An 18,619-nucleotide genomic window follows, 5' to 3' on the forward strand; every position below is an offset into this window, starting at 1 on the left:
GCCGAATATGGCATTCAGGAGTTCGCGCTGGTACTCGGGGAACGACCGCAACTCCTACATCCATCGGGCATGGATGCGGCGCGGCCTGCCCCGCGAGGCGTTCGAGGGCGGCAAGCCGCACATCGCGATCGCCAACACCGCCTCCGACCTCACCCCCTGCAACTCCCACCTGAACGAGGTCGCCGGCAGCGTCGCCAACGGCGTCTGGGAGGCCGGCGGCGTGCCGCTCAACCTGCCGGTCGTCTCCCTGGGCGAGACGAACGTGCGCCCGACCGCCATGCTCTGGCGCAACCTGGCCGCCATGGCCACCGAGGAGATGCTGCGCGCCAACCCCATCGACGGCGTGGTGCTGCTCGGCGGGTGCGACAAGACCATCCCGTCGCTGCTCATGGCCGCCGCCTCCGTGGACCTGCCCGCCGTCGTGATGCCCGGCGGCCCCATGCTGACGGGGCACTTCCGCGGCGCGCCGCTCGGCTGCGGCACCGACGTGTGGCGCCTCAGCGAGGAGGTACGCGCGGGCACGCTGTCGCGGGAGGCGTTCCTGCGGTCGGAGTCGTCCATGATCCGCAGCCGCGGCCACTGCAACACCATGGGCACCGCCTCCACCATGGCCTGCATGGCCGAGGCCCTCGGCATGACGATCCCCGGCACCGCCGGCACCCCCGCCCCCGACAGCCGCCTGCTCGAACGCTCCCACGAGACCGGCCGCCTGGCCGTGGACCTCGTCCTCCAGGGCCGCCGCCCCAGCCAGGTCATGACCAGGGCCTCGTTCCTCAACGCCATCGTGACCCTGGCCGCCGTCGGCGGCTCCACCAACGCCGTCGTCCACCTGCTGGCCGTCGCGGGCCGGCTCGGCGTGGACCTCACCCTGGACGACTTCGACCGCACCGGCGCCGGGGTGCCGCTGCTCGTGGACCTCCAGCCCGCCGGGCGCCACCTGATGGACGACCTGTTCCGGGCGGGCGGCCTCGCGGCCGTGCTCAAGGAGGTCGAGGACCTGCTCGACCCGCAGGCGATCACCGTCACGGGCCGCCCGCTCGTCGAGCACCTCGCCGGGGCGGAGATCTGGGACGAGAGCGTCATCAGGCGCCGCTCCGACCCGCTGCTGCCCGACGCCGGCATCGCCGTCCTGCGCGGGAACCTCGCCCCCGGCGGCGCGGTGATCAAGCCCGCCGCCGCCTCGCCCGAGCTGCTGCGCCACCGCGGCCGGGCCGTCGTCTTCGACAGCATCGAGGACGTGTACGCCCGCCTCGACTCGCCCGACCTCGACATCGACGAGACCTCGGTGCTCGTCCTGCGCGGCTGCGGCCCCAAGGGCTACCCCGGCATGCCCGAGGTGGGCAACCTGCCGCTGCCCGCCAGGCTGCTGGAGAAGGGCGTGCGCGACATGGTGCGCATCAGCGACGCCCGCATGAGCGGCACCGCGTACGGCACGGTCGTCCTGCACGCCGCGCCCGAGGCGGCGGCCGGCGGCCCGCTGGCGAAGGTGCGCACCGGCGACCCGATCGTGCTCGACGTGGCCGCCCGGCGGCTCGACGTGGACCTCCCCGACGCCGAGCTGGCCGCCAGGCAGCCGGTGACGATCGGGCACGCCCGGCCCGTACGCGGCTGGGAGCGGCTCTACGTCGAGCACGTCACCCAGGCCGACCGGGGCGCCGACCTCGACTTCCTCGTCGGCTCCAGCGGCGACCACGTGGGCCGCGAATCCCACTGAGCCGCAAAAACTCCGCTCCGCCGTGCGCGGAATGAAGCCCCGTGGGTACGCGGTTGGCAGGGACAATGGTGATCCGGTTTGGCGACACGAGGAGGAAGCGTGAACGGCGACATCACCCAGAGCCAGGAGTGGGCGGCTCTCGGCAAGCACCATGAGGAGCTGGCGGGCAGGCGGCTGCGGGAGCTGTTCGCGGAGGATCCGGGCCGCGCCGGGCGCATGACCGTGACCGCCGGCGACCTCTTCCTCGACTACGCCAAGCAGCGCGCCACCGGCGAGACGATCGACCTGCTGGTGGCCCTGGCCGAGCGGGCGGGGCTGCGCGAGCGGATCGCCGCGATGTTCGGCGGCGAGCACATCAACGTCAGCGAGGACCGCGCCGTCCTGCACGTCGCCCTCCGCCTGCCGCGCGCCGCCGAGCTGGTCGTGGACGGGCAGGACGTGGTCGCCGACGTGCACGCCGTGCTAGAGAAGATGAGCGCCTTCGCCGACCGGGTCAGGTCCAAGGAGTGGAAGGGCGCCACCGGCAAGCCCATCGAGACCGTGGTCAACATCGGCATCGGCGGCTCCGACCTCGGCCCCGCCATGGCCTACGAGGCGCTGCGCGACTACGCCGACGCGGGCGTGGCGGCCAGGTTCGTCTCCAACATCGACCCGGCCGACATCACCGGCAACCTCGCCGGCCTCGACCCCGCGACCACGCTGTTCGTGGTCAGCTCCAAGACGTTCACCACGCTCGAGACGCTCACCAACGCCCGCGTCGCGCGCGGCTGGCTGGTCGAGGCGCTGGGCGAGGACGCGGTGTCCAAGCACTTCGTGGCCGTCTCCACCAACGCCGCCAAGGTCGCCGAGTTCGGCATCGACACCGACAACATGTTCGGCTTCTGGGACTGGGTCGGCGGCCGCTACTCCTACGACGGTGCCATCGGCCTGTCCCTGATGATCGCGATCGGTCCCGAGCGGTTCCGCGAGATGCTGGCCGGCTTCCACACCATCGACGAGCACTTCCGCACCGCCCCGTTCGAGGCCAACATGCCGGTGCTGATGGGCCTGCTCGGGATCTGGTACACCGACTTCTTCGGCGCCGAGACCCGCGCCGTGCTGCCCTACAGCCAGCGCCTGCACCGCTTCCCCGCCTACCTGCAGCAGCTCACGATGGAGTCCAACGGCAAGTCCGTGCGCGCCGACGGCACCCCCGTCGCGGCCGCCACCGGCGAGATCTTCTGGGGCGAGCCCGGCACCAACGGCCAGCACGCCTTCTACCAGCTCCTCCACCAGGGCACCCGGCTCGTGCCGGCCGACTTCATCGGCTTCGCCGAGCCGTTCGAGGACCGCGAGGGCATGCACGACCAGCTCACCGCCAACCTCCTCGCCCAGACCTCGGCGCTGGCCTTCGGCAAGACGGCCGAGGAGATCGCCGCCGAGGGCACGCCGCCCGAGATCGTGCCGCACAAGGTGATGCCCGGCAACCGGCCCACCTCCACGATCCTCGCGCCGAAGCTGACCCCCTCGACGCTGGGCCAGCTCGTCGCGCTCTACGAGCACATCGTCTTCGTCGAGGGCACGATCTGGGGGGTCGACTCCTTCGACCAGTGGGGGGTCGAGCTGGGCAAGAAGATGGCGCTCGACCTGGCGCCCGCGCTCACCTCCGAGGAGCCGCCCACCGAGCTCCCCGACGCCTCCACCGAACAGCTCGTGCGGAAATACCGCGAGCTGCGCGGAAGGCGTGCCTGACATGCGCCACGCCTCCGGGACCGAGCACAGGCGGGGCGCGGAGCGGGCGGAGGCGCTGGTGCTGTTCGGCGTCACCGGCGACCTCTCGCGCAAGATGATCCTGCCCGCCCTCTACCGCCTGACCGCCGACAGCCGGCTCGACCTGCCCATCATCTGCGTGGCCAAGACCGACCTCGACCTCGACGGGCTGCGCGAGCACGCCCGCCAGGCCGTCGGCGGCGTGCACGACGCGGCCTTCGACAAGCTCGCGGGCAACCTGAGGCTGGTCGCCGGCGACTACCGCGACCCCGAGACGTTCGCCAGGCTCCGCGAGGAGGTGGCGGGCAAGGGCTTCCTCGTCCACTACCTCGCGGTGCCGCCGTCGCTGTTCGCCACGGTCGCCGAGGGGCTGGCCGGGGCCGGGCTCAACCACGACGCCCGGCTCGTCGTGGAGAAGCCGTTCGGCCACGACCTCACCTCGGCCCGCGAGCTCAACGAGGAGCTGCTCAAGCACTTCGACGAGGACCACGTGCGGCGGGTCGACCACTTCCTGGCCAAGGAGCCGGTCGAGGACCTCATGGTGTTCCGGTTCGCCAACACGCTGCTGGAGCCCATCTGGAACCGCAGCCACATCCGCAGCGTCCAGATCACCATGGCCGAGGACTTCGACGTGCGCGACCGCGGCGCCTTCTACGACGCCAACGGCACGGTCCGCGACGTGGTGCAGAATCACCTGCTGCAGCTGCTGGCCATCCTCGCCATGGACCCGCCGCCGTCCACCGACGCCCGCGCCCAGCTCGACGAGAAGTGGCGGGTGCTGCGCGCCGTGCAGGCCATCGACCCCGCCGACGTCGTACGCGGCCAGTACACCGGCTACCTCGGCACCGACGGCGTGCGGCCCGATTCCACCACCGAGACGTTCGTCGCCCTGCGCGCCTACATCGACAACTGGCGCTGGGCCGGCGTGCCCTGGTGCATCCGCTCCGGCAAGGGGCTGCCGACCACCGACCTGGAGATCGTCGCCGAGCTGCGCAAGCCGCCGGTGACGATGTTCCACGGCGGCGACGCGCCTCCCGGCCCCAACCTCATCAGGTTCCGGCTCCAGCCGGACGCCGGGGTCACCTTCGACCTGCTGGCCAAGGAGCCGGGCAAGCAGCACACCAGGCCGGTGCCGGTCAGCGTCGACTTCACCAAGGTGCTCGGGCCGATGGAGGCCGCCTACGAGCGCGTGCTGGCCGACGCCGTCAGCGGCGACCCGCGGCGCTTCGCCAGGTTCGACCTGGTGGAGGAGTCGTGGCGGATCGTCCGGCGGGTGCTCGACCTGCCGGAGCGGCCGCTGCCGTACGAGCTGGGCTCCTGGGGGCCCGAGCCGGCCGCGAAGATCGCACCGGGCGGCTGGCACGAGATCTCGACGACGTTCGACTGACGCGGGAGCGGCGCCGGTGGCCAGAGGGGCGAGCTGTGGTTGACGATGGTGGGATGGACATCATGAAGGTGGTCGAGCAGGCAAAGGACGCCGCGACCGTCAAGCGCGTCTTCGGCGAGCCCGTCCAGCAGGGCGACGTCATCGTCATCCCGGTCGCCCGGGTCGTCCAAGGGGGCGGCGGCGGGGACGGACGGGGCAAAGGGGAGAGCGGCGAGGGCGGGGGCAGCGGCGGCGGCTTCGGCTTCAGCGCCACGCCCGCGGGCGTGTTCGTGCTGAAGGACGGCGACGTCAGCTGGCGGCCCGCCGTCGACGTCAACCGCATCGTGCTCGGCGGCCAGATCGTGCTGATCGTGGCGGCGCTGACCGTCCGCTCCATCCTCAAGAAGCGGCGGCGCAGGCGCTGACGTGCTGATCGACCTGCTCGACGCGGAGCTGCCCACCCGCGACTTCCTGATCCCGGGCTCCAACCTGCCGGTGCGCCGGGCCCGGCTGGACGGCATGTCCTCGCTCGTCCGCTTCCCGCCCGGCTGGGCCCGGCCCCAGCGCGGCCACTACCTGGCGGGGGAGGAGTTCGTGCTGCTGGAGGGCGAGCTGTCCGTCTCCGGCATCACGTACGCGGCCGGGCACCACGGCTGGCTGCCCGCCGGGACGCTGCGCTACTCCGGCGCGGCCCCCGGCGGCGCGCTGGCGTTCACGGCCTTCGCCGGCGAGGACACCTGGGTGCCCAGCGACCTGGACGAGCCGGACGGCCCGAGCCTGCGCACGCCCCTGGAGGGCGTCGTCATCCCGGAGGGCGGCCTGCGGCTCACCCCGCACTCCGTCCTGCTGGACACGCCCGTCTCCCTCGGCGACCCCGCCGAGATGATCACCGTGCCGACCTGGACGTGGGAGCGGTCGGCCTTGATCCCCGAGGGGCGGGTCCTCGTAAGGTGGACGCCGTGACATCTATGACGCAGTTCGTGGGCTTCGGGGGAATCGTGCTGCTCGGGGCGATGTCGCCCGGCCCCGACTTCGCGGTCGTCGTCCGCCGCTCCGCCGTGTCCGGCCGCCTGCACGGCATGGCGGCCGCGACGGGCATCGCCGTGGGCGTGTTCGTCTGGGTGGTGGCCTCCACCACCGGCATCGCGGCGCTGCTGGCGGCCTCGGCGACGGCCTTCACCGTGGTGAAGGTGGCCGGGGCGGCCTACCTGCTCTACCTCGGGGCCCGCGCGCTGCGCTCCGCCCTGCGCACGGGCGGAGAGCTGGAACTGGACCTGCCCGATCCGGGGCGGAGCGGCGCCGCGGCCGCTTTCACCGAGGGGCTGCTGACCAACGTGCTCAACCCCAAGGCGGCGCTGTTCTTCGTGGCCCTGGTACCGCAGTTCGTCGGCTCGGGGGCCTCGATGGGGGAGACCCTGCTGCTGTCGGTGATCGCGCTGATGGGGACGGTCGCGTGGTTCCTGGTGGTGGCCAACGTGGTGGGCACGCTGCGCAGGGTGTTCGCCCGGCCGGCCGTGCGCCGCGCCGTGGACGGCCTGACCGGCGCCGCCCTCATCACCCTCGGCATCAAACTGGCCGCCACCACCCGCCCATAACCACCCTCACGACCTCCGCGTCTCGGTCTCCGGGTCTCGCTCTCCGCGTCTCGGGCCCCGTCCCGGCGCGGGCCTCGTCCACGGTCCCGGCCCCGTCCCGGCGGCCCCGTCCCGGCGGCCCCGTCCCGGCGGCCCCGTCCCGGCGGCCCCGGCCCTGTCCCGGCCCCGGCCCTGTCCCGGCCCCGGCCCTGTCCCGGCCCCGGCCCTGTCCCGGCCCCGGCCCTGTCCCGGCCCCGGCCCCGGCCCGGCCCCGGCCCTGTCCCGGCCCTGTCCCGGCCCTGTCCCGGCCCTGTCCCGGCCCTGTCCCGGCCCTGTCCCGGCGCCGGCCCCGTTCCGGCGGACGCGGCCCCGGGCGGGCGGTCTCGGCCAGCGGTCGCAGCCCCGGCGGTCGGGGCCCGGCGGTCTCGCCTCGGCTCGGCCCCTTCCCGGTAGGGGCCCCGGCCCGTCACGGCGTCCCGGCCCCGTCCCGGCGGCCCCGCCCAGCGCTTCCGGGCGGGCGGTCTCGGCCCGGCGGTTCCGGGGCGGGCGGTTGCGGCCCCGCGGCTTCGGCCCGTCCCGGCGGTCCCGTGGCCCCGCGGTACCCGGCGGCATCCGGCGGCGACGGGGGTTGCGTGTCCGCGCCCTCGACCGGTGCCTGCGCCTCTGGGACGGCTGGGGTGACGGCCCAGGCCGGATGCCCCGCGTCTCGCCCCGCTCGCCTGCTCCCACCGCGTCCGCCGGGTTTCGCCGCGTCCGCCGGGTTTCACCGTGCCCGCTGGGTTTCGCCGCGTCCGCCGAGTTTCGCCGCGTCCGGTTTCACCGTGCCCGCTGGGTTTCCCCGCGCCCGCCGGGTTTCACTCCGCCCGCCACGTCTCGCCCCGCTCGCTGGGTCCTCTACGGCTGTGCCACCTGCTGGCGGGCAGGCGTGCTGGATCCGGCAGGCGGCGTCTCCCGGGCCGGGGAGTCGGTGGCGTGTGGCGGCCGGTGGGTGGATAGGGCCGATCCGGCCAGCAGGACGGCGAGGCCGACCAGGGTGATCCCGGCGCCGACCCAGAGCGGTGAGACGAACCCGAAGCCGGCCCCCAGGGCGAGCCCGCTCAGCCAGGCGCCCAGCGCGTTGCCGACGTTGAAGGCCGCGATGTTGGCGCCGGAGGCCATCGTGGGCGCGTCCTGGGCGTACCGCATGATCCGCAGCTGCAGCCCGGGCGCGGTGGCCAGGCCGACCGCGCCCATCAGCAGCAGCGAGACGATCGTCATGACCTTGCTCTGCGCGGTCAGCGCGAACACCGCGAGCACCGCGGTGAGCAGTGCCAGGATCGCGGCCAGCGACGTGTTCAGCGCCCGGTCGGCGAGCTTGCCGCCGAGGAAGTTGCCCGCGAACGTACCGGCCCCGAACAGCACCAGCAGCCAGGGCACCGTGGCGGCGGCGAACCCGCTGACCTCGGTGAGCGTGAACGCGATGTAGGTGAACGCGCCGAACATGCCGCCGAAGGCGAGCACGGTGACCGCGGCGGAGACCCAGACCTGCGGCCGGCGGAACGCCCCCAGCTCGCCGCGCAGGCTCGTCCCGGACGGCGCCGGCGTCGGCGGCACCAGCAGCCGGATCCCGGCCAGCGCGACCACGCCGATGACCGTGATCGCCCAGAACGTCGAGCGCCAGCCGAGCTGCTGGCCGAGCAGCGTGCCCAGCGGGACCCCGAGCACGTTGGCCGCGGTCAGCCCGGCGAACATCAGCGCGATGGCGCCGGCCCGCCGGTTCGGCGCGACCATGTCGGCGGCGACCACCGAGCCGACGCCGAAGAACGCGCCGTGGCACAGCGCCGCCACGACCCTGCCCGCCATCAGCGCCGGGTAGACCGGCGCGATCGCGGAGATCAGGTTGCCCGCGACGAACAGCACCATCAGCGCCAGCAGCACCTTCTTGCGGTCGAACCGGGCGATGGCCGCGGTCAGCCCGATGGCGCCGACGGCCACGCTCAGCGCGTAACCCGAGACCAGATATCCGGCGACCGGCTCGCTGACGCCGAAGTCCGCCGCGACCTCGGGCAGCAGGCCGATGATCCCGAACTCGGTGAGCCCGATGCCGAAACCCCCGAGTGCCAGGGCGAGAAGCCCGACAGGCATGACAAACCTCCATTGCAGTGCATCCGCGTTTATGCGGCGTCTGCAATTATTGTCCGCGCTGCCTGACCTCAACAGTGGCCGGTGAGCCACTATGCGAAAGATTCAGGCCATCCTCAGGACTTCGTCGCGCCGGCGGTGAGGCCGGTGATGAGGTGGCGCTGGACGAGCAGGAAGACGGCGCCCGCCGGGATGGCGATGAGCACGGCCGAGGCGGTCATCAGCCCCCAGTCGGACCAGTGCTGGCCGACGAACTGCTGCAGCCCGACCCCCAGGGTCCGCTTGTCCTCCTGGGACATGAACACGGTGGCGTAGCCGACCTCGCCCCAGGCGGTCATGAAGCAGTAGAACGCGGTCACCGCGATCCCCGGCCGCGCCAGCGGCAACACCACCCGCCAGAACGTGCCGAACGGGGTCAGCCCGTCCACCATCGCCGCCTGGTCGATCTCCACCGGCACCGTGTCGAAGTAGCTCTTCATCATCCAGGCGCAGAACGGCACGGAGATCGTCATGTACGCGATCACCAGCCCCGGGATCTGGTTGAGCAGCCCCAATCCGGCCATCAGGTTATAGAGCGGCACGATGAGGATGGCCACCGGGAACATCTGGGTGATCAGCAGCAGCCACATGACGGAGCGGTGCCCGGGGAAGCGGAACCGGCTGACGGCGTACCCGGTGGTCGCCGCCAGGAACACCCCGGCCAGCATGGTCAGACCGGCGGTGAGCACGCTGTTGAGCAGCCACTGCGGGAACTCGGTCGCGGTCAGCACGCGGACGTAGTTGTCGAGCGAGGAGTGGTCGAAGAGCCGCAGCTCCGCCGACAGCCAGCTGTCGCGCGGCTTGAGCGAGGTCAGCACCAGCCACACGACCGGGAACAGCGAGATGGCCACGGCGAGCAGCAGGCCCGCGTGCAGGCCGATCGAGGCCAGCGGGCCCCGCTCGCCCCGCCCCCGCCCCGGCCCGTGCCCTTGCCCGGGTCCCGGTCCGGGCCCGTGCCCGTGCCCCTGCCCCTGCCCGTGCGTCGTCGTGCTCACCAGGGGTCTCCTTGACTACGCAACGTGCGGCGGTAGCCGACCGCCAGCACCACCAGCATGAGGAGGATGATCACGCCCCAGGCGGCCGAGCCCGCGTAGTTCCGCACGCCGGTGAAGGCCTCGCGGAAGGCGTAGGTGACCAGGATCTCGGTCTCGCTGCCGGGGCCGCCCCGCGTCACCAGGAAGATGATCGGGAACATGTTGAACGTCCAGATCGTGCCGAGCAGGATCACCGTGGACGACACCTGGCGCAGCCCCGGGAGCGTGATCGCCCGGAACCGCTGCCACGCGTTCGCCCCGTCCACCTCGGCCGCCTCGTACAGCTCGCCCGGGATCGACTGCAGGCCGCCGAGCATGGCGACCATCATGAACGGCACCCCGATCCACACGTTCACCGCGATCACCGCGATCTTGGCCGTGGTCGGGTCGTCCAGCCAGCCCACCGCGGGCAGCCCGGCCGCCTTCAGCAGGCCGTTGATCACGCCGTAGTCGCTGTTGTACAGGTAACGCCAGACGAAGGCGGCCACGAAGGCGGGCACCGCCCAGGGCAGGATCAGCAGCACGCGGTAGACGGAGCGGAGGCGCAGCCGGCGGTTGAGCATCACGGCCAGGCCGAGGCCGATGCCGTAGTGCAGGCCCACGCAGACCACCGTCCACGCGACGGTCCAGGCGAGCTTGTCCCAGAACAGGCTGGAGGTCAGGATCTGCACGTAGTTGTCCAGGCCGACGAACTCGTAGGTGGCCGGGATGACGTTCACCCCGATGGTCCGGCCGATGTTCGCCTCGGTGGCGTCTGTCAGCGACAGGTACACCCCGCGCGCCAGCGGCCAGCCGATCAGCACCGCCATCACGACCACCACCGGCGCGATCATCGCCCACGCGTACCAGTGGGCCGACAGCGCGCGCCGTAACGGTCCTGGCCTGTCGTGACGGCCGCGAGCCCCCTCGCCCGCGGCCGCCACCCGTCCGGTCGAGACCGCCACCGGTCAGCTCCAGTCCTTCATGATCCCGTGGTACTGCTCGTCGACCTTCTTGAGCATGTCGGCGGGCGCGGACTTGCCGCCCACGAGCGACTGGTAGCCCTCCAGCAGCGGCTGGAACAGCTGCCCGCCCTCGGGGATCCAGGGCCGCGGCACGGCGGTGTCCATGATCGGCTTGAAGACCACGACGTCGGAGTTGCCCTTCACGTCGGGGTCGGCGTACGCGGAGGTACGGGTCGGCAGCAGGCTGATCTCCTTGGCGATCTTCGCCTGGGCCTCCACCGTGGTCATGAAGCGGACGAACTCGTAGGCGGCCGGGATGTTCTTCGAGCCCGCGTAGATCGCCAGGTTCCACCCGCCCGTCGGGGCCCCGGCCTTGACCGAGCCGGCCGGGACCGGCGCGATGCCCAGGTTCGTCCTGTCCTTGAACTCCTTGCCCTGGTAGATCTCCGACAACGACCACGGCCCGTTGTAGATCATCGCCGCCTTGCCCTCCTTGAGGGCGGTCATCGCGTTGGCGTAACTCTCCGTCGTGGCGGGCTTGGGCGCGGCGCCCGAGCTGATCAGGTCGGCCACGGTCTGGACCGCCCGCACGTTCGCCGGCGAGTTCACCACGATCTTCTTGTTGGCCACGTCGAGCAGGTCGCCGCCCTCGCCGTAGATGAACGGCAGCAGGAAGTAGGAGTCGACGTTGAGCGCCAGCCCCTCGGCGCCGGTCTTGGCCTTGACGTCGAGCGCGGTCTGCTTCAGCTCGGCGATCGTCTTCGGCGCCTCCTCGTGCCCCGCCTCCTTCAGCAGCCGCTTGTTGTAGAGCAGCGCGAGGGTGTCGGTGACCTGCGGCACGGCGTAGGTCTTGCCGTTGTACTTGGTGCTGCTCAGCGGCCCTGGCAGGAAGTCGGCCTCGTTGTCCACCGCCCGCGTGCCGTCCAGCGGCTGCAGGTACCCCAGCGACGCGAACTGCGAGGTCCAGGCCACCTCCGAGCGGATCACGTCCGGCGCCCCCGCCCCCGCCTGCGCGGCGGTCTGGAACTGCCCCTGGGCCTGGTCGGAGGGCACGTTCACGTACTTGACCTTGACCTGGGGATACTTCGCCTCGAACGCCTTGATCAACGCCTGGAACGTCGGCCCCTCGCTGTCCGGCCGCGTGGTGTCCCACCACGTGATCTCGCCGCTGACCTTCGACGGATCGGAAACGGTCGCGGTGGGGCCTGCCGCGTTCCCACCGCCGCAGGCGGAGGCCGCCAGGGCGAGCGCCGCAACGACCGCTGCGGCGGGTAAGAGTCGTCGCATGTCCTTCTCCTCATCTTTCGGAGGGGGAACACGCCGGACGTTACGCCGAGGTGACGCTCCTTGAAAGATGGGTACGTAAGCTTTTGCAAGTTGTTACCTTGATCCACGGATTGCCCGGACCGCCCGCAGGGCCGCGTGTTCCCCGACGTATTCGCAGGTGATCTCCTATGGTGGAGCCCTGCCCGCCGCGCGTCCGCCGGCCTTCCGGTCAGGGGGCGGTCCCAGCGGTTGCAGAAATTTCCAGAAAGGGTTGCAAGGCGTCGTGATCCGCGAGGGCGAGGCGAGGGCCCACTGGATCGACCGCGACACGGTGGCGTGGCAGGTCGACCCGTCGTTCGAGCACACCCTGGCGTGCGGGGCCGAGCGGGTCATCCGGCTGTCGCCCGGGACGCTGAGCGACGAGCAGCGGGACGCGTGGCCGCACCTGGCGTCGTACACCGCGCTGAAGGTGGACCCGCGCGACGCCGGCCTCGTCCGCGAGGCGCTGCGCGAGCGGGTCCTGGCCCTGGCGCGGGACGGCTCGGGCGAGCTGGTGGCGGCGACGGGCGTGCAGCTGCCCGGCGTGCTCGACGACCTCTACGCCGGAGCCGCCACCGCGCCGCTCGGCCCCAGGGGGCGGGTGATCCCGAGGCTGTCGCTGTGGGCGCCGACCGCCCGCAAGGTCGAGCTGGCCCTGTACGGGCCCACTCACAGGCCCACTCACGGGCCCAGTCACGGGCCCGGCCGGAGCGTGCACCCGATGCGGCGCGACGACGAGACCGGCGTCTGGTCGGTACGCGGGCGGCCGACCTGGTGGGGCCGCGAGTACACGTTCCTGGTCACGCTCCACTCGGGGACGAACGAGGTCACGGACCCGTACGGCCTGGACGTGACCCCGGACGGCGGCCGCAGCAGGCTCGTCAATCTCGACAGCCCCGCGCTCAAGCCGCCCGGCTGGGACCGGCTCGCCAAGCCCCCGGCCGTCCCCCAGCACCGGGCGACGATCTACGAGCTGCACGTGCGCGACTTCTCCGCCTCCGACGCCACCGTCCCGGCCGGGCTGCGCGGCACGTACGCGGCCTTCGGCCTCGACTCCGCCGGGACGCGGGAGCTGCGGGCGCTGGCTGCGGAGGGGCTGACACACGTGCACCTGCTGCCGGTGTTCGACTTCGCCACGGTGCCCGAGCGCAGGGCCGACAGGACCGAGCCCGCCTGCGACTTCGCCGCGCTGCCGCCCGACTCGCGGCGGCAGCAGGAGTGCGTGGCGCGCACGGCCGCGACCGACTCCTTCAACTGGGGGTACGACCCGCTGCACTACACCGTGCCCGAGGGCTCGTACGCGACGGACCCCGACGAGCGGATCAAGGAGTTTCGCGCCATGGTCGCCGCGCTCAACGGGGCCGGGCTGCGCGTGGTGATGGACGTCGTCTACAACCACACCCACTCCACCGGCGTGCTCGACCCGATCGTGCCCGGCTACTACCACCGCCTGCTGGCGGACGGCGCGGTCGCCGACTCCACCTGCTGCCCCAACACCGCGCCCGAGCACACGATGATGGGCCGGCTGGTGGTCGACTCGGTCGTCACCTGGGCCCGCCAGTACAAGATCGACGGCTTCCGCTTCGACCTCATGGGCCACCACCCGAAGGCCAACCTCCTCGCCGTCCGCCGCGCCCTCGACGGGCTGACCGTGGACAGGGACGGCGTGGACGGCAGATCGATCATCCTGTACGGCGAGGGCTGGAACTTCGGCGAGGTGGCCGACGGGGCCAGGTTCGAGCAGGCCACGCAGGCCAACCTGGCCGGGACCGGCATCGGCACGTTCACCGACCGGCTGCGGGACGCGGTGCGCGGCGGCACCCCGTTCGACGCCGACCCGCGCGTGCAGGGGTTCGGCTCGGGCCTGGCGGGCGCGCCGAACGGCTCCCCGGCCAACGGCACGGCCGAGCAGCAGCGGGCCCGGCTGGCCGGCTACACCGACCTGATCAAGCTCGGGCTGGCCGGCAACCTGCGCGACTACGTGCTGCCCTCCGGGAAGAAGGGCTCGGAGATCGACTACAACGGCGCACCCGCCGGGTACGCGGCCGAGCCGGGCGAGACGGTGACGTACGTGGACGCGCACGACAACGAGACGCTGTTCGACGCGCTGGCGTACAAGCTGCCGCAGTCGACGCCGATGGCCGACCGGGTGCGCATGCAGGTGCTGTCGCTGGCCACCGTGCTGCTGGCGCAGGGGGCGGCGTTCGTGCACGCGGGCAGCGAGCGGCTGCGCTCGAAGTCCCTCGACCGCAACTCCTTCGACTCCGGCGACTGGTTCAACCGGCTGCTGTGGGACTGCTCGCTGGGCAACGGGTTCGGCGGCGGGCTGCCGCCCAGGGCCGACAACGAGTCCAGGTGGCCCTACGCCGGGCCGCTGCTGGCGGACCCGGCCCTTGTCCCCGGCTGCGCCGCGATCGGCGCGTGCCGGGCCGGGTTCGGGGAGCTGCTGCGGATCCGGGCCTCGTCGCCGGCTTTCGCGCTGGGAGCCGAGGTGCGCGAGCGGCTGACGTTCGCCGACTCGGCGGACGGCGTGATCGCGATGCACGTGGACACGTCCGGGCTGGACCCGCGCTGGTCGTCGGTCACCGTGGTCTTCAACGCCACCCCGGCCACGCAGGCCCAGCCGATGGAACGGCTGGCGGGGCGCGCGGTGGCGCTGCATCCCGTGCAGGCCGTCTCCGTCGATCCGGTCGTCCGGGAGTCCGCGTTCGATCCGGACACCGGCACGCTCACGGTCCCGGCCCGTACGGTGGCGGTGTTCGTGGCCAAAACCCACCCAGGATAGAGGTGGGACGGCTCGGGTAGGGGGAACATTCAGGACGAAGAACGTACATCACTGGCGTTGGCGATCGCGACAGCGCAAACTGGATGGACGGCGATCGCGTGGAGCAGTGGAGCACCCGTGGACAATCACCTTGATCACATGCCGGTCCTGTCCCGCGGCAGACATCGCAATCCGAAACGCGGTGCCTGTTTCATGGAACTGGCCTCCTACCTGGCCGGAGAGCGGTGGAGCGACCACCCGGCCTGCACCCACCCGTTGCTGGCCGCACTCGCCCGCCTGGTCAACGACAACACCAGCGACGAAAGCCGCGCCCAGCTCGTCCACCTCGTCCCGACCATCATCGGCCTGACCAGCGACGACCTGAGGGTGGACGCCCGCATCGCGCTGCGCTGCGCCACGACGGCCCTGCCGGTGGCGGCGGCCGAGCGCCAGCTCGCGCTGGCGGTGTCGGTGCTCGCGGCCGAGGAGATGCTCGCCAGGCTCGAAGGGGCCCCGTCGGGACGGCTCGGCGAGCAGAGCCGCCGGGCGATGGAGGAGGTGCCGCACGCGGCCGAGCAGGCCCGGCGCTTCAGCCGCGCGGCCCGGATCACGCAGAAGGGCTTCCGCCGGTACGCGGCGCCGAACGCGGTGCAGCTGTCGGTGGTCGGCATCGTCCAGGCCTGCATCACCGACCCGGACGCGCTGCTGCGCCGCCTGCTGGAAGAGGCGATCGACGACTGCGTCACCCTCATCCGCACCCCGGAGCGCACCGCTCCGGCCCCGGTGCACGCCTGACCGGTTCACGGGCGGCGCCCGGGTGCCGGGCGCCGCCCGTGATCGGGCTTCTTCGCAGGTCAGGGAAGCCTCTCCTTCGTTGCGGATCTTGGTGACCTATGCCTACATTTCCAATGAAATATTGGGAATGGAGGCGTTTTCCGTGACTATTGAGCTGACTCACCCTTATTCGCCGGAGAAGCACCACAGCCACCGTGACGTCACCGGTGGGTGGTTGCGGCCGGCCGTCTTCGGGGCGATGGACGGGCTGGTGTCCAACCTCGCGTTGATCGCCGGGGTCGTGGGCGCGGCCGGCGCCGGGCGCGGCGCCGTGGTGGCCGGGGTCGCGGGGCTGATCGCGGGTGCCTGCTCCATGGCGGCCGGCGAGTACACCTCGGTGAAGTCCCAGACCGAGCTGATGCGGGCGGAGATCGCCGTCGAGCGGCGGGAGCTGGCCCGCAATCCCGAGGGCGAGCAGGCGGAGCTGGCGGCGATGTACCGGGCGAAGGGGCTCGACGAGGACCTCGCGCGGCGGGTGGCCGAGGGGCTGTCGGCCGATCCCGAGCAGGCCCTGCGGGTGCACGTGCGGGAGGAGCTGGGCGTGGACGTCGACGACCTGCCCTCGCCGTACGTGGCCGCCGCGTCGTCGTTCTGCGCGTTCGCAGCCGGGGCGCTGGTGCCGCTGGTGCCGTTCCTGTTCGGCGCGTCCGGGCTGGTCGTCGCCATGATCGTGAGCGTGCTGGCGCTGTTCGGGTTCGGGGCGGCGGTGGCGCGCATGACCGCGCGGCCGTGGTGGCTGGGCGGGCTGCGCCAGCTCGCGCTGGGCGTGGCGGCCGCCGCCGTGACGTTCGGGCTCGGGCATCTCCTGGGCGTCACCGTCTCGTAGGGCCTGCGCCGAACGTGTGACACTCTCGTGACTGTACGTGATGAGCCCCTGGGCGGATCATGTCGGCATGGACGGATTCCTCGACGAGACCCGCTCGGGAGTGACCGAGCTGCGCGTCCACGGCGTCTCCGGCACACCCCCCGAGGGCATGCTGAACCACCCCCACCCCTGGATCGTCGCGGGCGACGGCACCACCGGGTTCTACCGGCGCTGGTGGACCGACGGGCCGCCGGACGGCGAGCACGCGGACGTGCCGGACTCCCGCCACCGGGAGGCGTACGCGTGGGGCGGCCTCACCTCCGGCGGTAAGACGATCGCCCTCTGGCTGCTCCTGCTGCCGTTCGCGCTGGCGAACCTGTCGTACTTCATGCTCCCCAGACCCGCGCGCGGCACGGGCCTGCGGCACGTGACCGAGGCGGCGCAGCGGCTGTTCGCCCTGCTGCTGACCGGCACCCTCGTCGGGGGCGTCACGCGGGCCGGTGTGGACCTCGTCGGCTGGCAGTGCACCGCGGCCGGGCGGGCCTGCACCTACGACACCGCGCCCGTGTGGGTGCACTGGCTGGGCGCGCTGTGGGGCAACGAGCCGTCCCGGCGGCTGGCGGTCACCGCGCTGGTCCCGCTGCTGGTCGTGGTGGTGCTGTGGTGGATCGCCCGGCGCACCTGGCAGCGGGACGAGCGCACGGCCGTGCCGCCCGGCGGCGGCGACGACACCGAGCTGCCGCTGGCCCGCCCCCGCCTGTGGCACGGCGACGCGCCCGTGTGGCGGCTGCGGGTCGTGCACGTCTGTTTCGCGATCGCCTCGATCGGGGTGGCCGTGGCCGCGCCGTTCGCGGGCACCCCGCTGGGCCTCGCCCTGACCGTCGCGAACGCGGCCGTGGAGCTGGCCGCCGCGGTGCTGGTCGTGCTGCCGGGGATCGCCCGGCGGCTGGATCCCGGCTCGGACGAGCGGATCCCGGACTGGCTCACGTTCGCGTGCCGGGCGCTGCGCGTGCTCGCGCCGCTGGCGTGCCTGGCCACGCTCGGGGCGGCGCTGGCCGGGATGGGTCCGGGCGCGCCCGGACGGCAGCTGCCCGGCGTGGGGGTGGGGGCGTTCCAGTTCGCGCTCACGGTCGGGATCGGGGCGTTCATCCTGGTCGCCACCTGCGTGCTGGCCTGGATGGACCGCGCCTCCGGCGAGCCCCGGGCGATGGGCGGGATCGCCGCCTGGTTCGTGCTGATGGTGGCCGCGGGCAGCGCGAACGTGCTGGCGCTCGGCCTGCTGTTCTGGACCGCCACGTTCTTCGGCGTCCCGGGCACCTCCGCCTCCCCGGAGCCGGCCGGCAGGAAGCTCTACCTCGACGACCCGGTGTGGTGGACGGCCGCGCTGGTGCCGCTGCTGGCCGTCGGTTTCGCCGGTCTGGCCGCCGCCCTGTACGCGATCCGCGGATCCGACGCCGGCCGGCTGACCCCCGAGCTGACGCCCCTCTACGGCGAGCGCGACGGCGGCGCGGTGGCCGGGAAGTGGGCGCTCGCCGCCCTGACCGACCGCGCCGGGCTCGTGCTGGGCGTGCTGACCGGGATCGGCGTCGCCGGGTTCGCCGTGGTGACCGTGATCTACCAGTTCCACCTGTTCACCCCGAACGGCGGGATCGTGGGACTGCTTGCCACCCTCGGCAGCTGGGCCATGGCGGCGGTCATCGTGGGCCTGGTCTTCCTCGGCCGCCGCACGTACAGCGACTCCGGGCTGCGCCGGACGATCGGGATCCTCTGGGACATCTCCACCTTCTGGCCCCGCGCCATCCACCCGCTGGCCCCGCCGTGCTACACCGAACGCGTCATTCCCGAGCTGATCGACCGCGTGGACAGGCTCGTCAAAACCTCCCAGGACAAGGTGGTCCTCTCCGGGCACAGTCAGGGGAGCGTCATCACCGCCGCCTTAGTGCTCCAGCTCAAGCCCGAGCTGCGGGCCCGGGTCAGGATGCTCACCCACGGCTCGCCGCTGCGCCGCCTGTATGCCGCCTTCTTCCCCGCCTACTTCGGCACCGCCGGGCTGTCGGCCGTACGCGACGCCGTCCCCTGGTACAACCTCTACCGGCTGAGCGACCCCATCGGCGGGCCCGTCTTCGGCCGCGTGGACCCCCTGGCCCCCCGGTCATCCCCGGACGGCCCCCCGAACGGAGTGGACGTGTTCTGCTGGGACCCGCACCGGGCCGCCCCCGGCGAGCCCCTGCCGGAGGCCCGCTGGCACACGGACTACTGGCTCGATCCGGAGTACGACGAGGCGCTGAGCCGATTGATCGTCGCGAAGCCCTTCGCCTGAGCCCCCGGCCCGGTAGGGTTTCGCACGTTTCCAACAAGAGCGGGGGTTGG

Annotated in this window: 14 protein-coding genes; 10 read left to right on the forward strand and 4 right to left on the reverse strand. The window is 72.5% G+C overall.

From position 1 onward, the window contains the following. Window positions 1–7 precede the first annotated feature (7 nt). The 6 genes from HD596_RS36970 to HD596_RS36995 all read left to right on the forward strand — a co-directional run bounded on the left by HD596_RS36970 (window position 8) and on the right by HD596_RS36995 (window position 6,424). A complete protein-coding gene (locus HD596_RS36970) occupies window positions 8–1,714 on the forward strand; it encodes a dihydroxy-acid dehydratase (RefSeq protein WP_185074126.1) in 1,707 nt (568 codons plus the stop codon). 99 nt (window positions 1,715–1,813) lie between these two features. Further along, entirely contained in the window at window positions 1,814–3,445 is a 1,632-nt protein-coding gene (pgi, locus tag HD596_RS36975) for a glucose-6-phosphate isomerase (protein WP_185074127.1), read from the forward strand. Between the two features lies 1 nt (window position 3,446). Then, window positions 3,447–4,850 carry a glucose-6-phosphate dehydrogenase gene (zwf, locus tag HD596_RS36980; protein WP_185074128.1) on the forward strand — a complete coding sequence of 468 codons (1,404 nt, stop codon included), beginning with the start codon at window positions 3,447–3,449 and terminating at the stop codon, window positions 4,848–4,850. Window positions 4,851–4,903: 53 nt separating this feature from the next. Then, on the forward strand, window positions 4,904–5,254 hold the full coding sequence (locus tag HD596_RS36985) for a spore germination protein GerW family protein (protein ID WP_185074129.1): 351 nt from the start codon (window positions 4,904–4,906) through the stop codon (window positions 5,252–5,254). 1 nt (window position 5,255) lies between these two features. Then, window positions 5,256–5,792, forward strand: a complete 537-nt coding sequence (locus tag HD596_RS36990) for a cupin domain-containing protein (RefSeq protein WP_185074130.1) — start codon at window positions 5,256–5,258, stop codon at window positions 5,790–5,792. Between the two features lie 5 nt (window positions 5,793–5,797). Further along, on the forward strand, window positions 5,798–6,424 hold the full coding sequence (locus HD596_RS36995; protein ID WP_221520965.1) for a LysE family translocator: 627 nt from the start codon (window positions 5,798–5,800) through the stop codon (window positions 6,422–6,424). A gap of 873 nt (window positions 6,425–7,297) precedes the next feature. Here the strand turns inward: HD596_RS36995 and HD596_RS37000 are convergent. From HD596_RS37000 to HD596_RS37015, 4 genes are all read right to left on the reverse strand, one after another. Continuing rightward, on the reverse strand, window positions 7,298–8,527 hold the full coding sequence (locus tag HD596_RS37000) for an MFS transporter (protein ID WP_185074131.1): 1,230 nt from the start codon (window positions 8,525–8,527) through the stop codon (window positions 7,298–7,300). Window positions 8,528–8,640: 113 nt separating this feature from the next. Beyond that, window positions 8,641–9,558 (reverse strand): sugar ABC transporter permease, encoded by a 918-nt coding sequence (locus HD596_RS37005; protein ID WP_313045794.1) that lies wholly within the window; start codon window positions 9,556–9,558, stop codon window positions 8,641–8,643. Beyond that, a complete protein-coding gene (locus HD596_RS37010; RefSeq protein ID WP_185074132.1) occupies window positions 9,555–10,541 on the reverse strand; it encodes a carbohydrate ABC transporter permease in 987 nt (328 codons plus the stop codon). Before HD596_RS37010 ends, HD596_RS37005 begins: the two co-directional genes overlap by 4 nt. Before the next feature lie 3 nt (window positions 10,542–10,544). Further along, window positions 10,545–11,828: an extracellular solute-binding protein gene (locus HD596_RS37015; protein WP_185074133.1), complete on the reverse strand. Its 1,284-nt coding sequence runs from the start codon at window positions 11,826–11,828 to the stop codon at window positions 10,545–10,547. A gap of 262 nt (window positions 11,829–12,090) precedes the next feature. On the opposite strand from HD596_RS37015, the gene pulA reads away from it, so the two are divergent. The 4 genes from pulA to HD596_RS37035 all read left to right on the forward strand — a co-directional run bounded on the left by pulA (window position 12,091) and on the right by HD596_RS37035 (window position 18,569). Beyond that, window positions 12,091–14,631 carry a pullulanase-type alpha-1,6-glucosidase gene (gene pulA / locus HD596_RS37020; RefSeq protein ID WP_313045796.1) on the forward strand — a complete coding sequence of 847 codons (2,541 nt, stop codon included), beginning with the start codon at window positions 12,091–12,093 and terminating at the stop codon, window positions 14,629–14,631. A gap of 192 nt (window positions 14,632–14,823) precedes the next feature. After that, window positions 14,824–15,405: a hypothetical protein gene (locus HD596_RS37025; protein WP_185074134.1), complete on the forward strand. Its 582-nt coding sequence runs from the start codon at window positions 14,824–14,826 to the stop codon at window positions 15,403–15,405. 142 nt (window positions 15,406–15,547) lie between these two features. After that, a complete protein-coding gene (locus HD596_RS37030; RefSeq protein ID WP_313045799.1) occupies window positions 15,548–16,270 on the forward strand; it encodes a VIT1/CCC1 transporter family protein in 723 nt (240 codons plus the stop codon). A gap of 67 nt (window positions 16,271–16,337) precedes the next feature. Beyond that, window positions 16,338–18,569, forward strand: coding sequence for a hypothetical protein (locus tag HD596_RS37035; protein ID WP_185074136.1), 2,232 nt, complete (start codon window positions 16,338–16,340; stop codon window positions 18,567–18,569). Window positions 18,570–18,619: the final 50 nt, after the last annotated feature.

It is taken from the genome of Nonomuraea jabiensis (assembly GCF_014204795.1).
GTDB lineage: Bacteria > Actinomycetota > Actinomycetes > Streptosporangiales > Streptosporangiaceae > Nonomuraea > Nonomuraea jabiensis.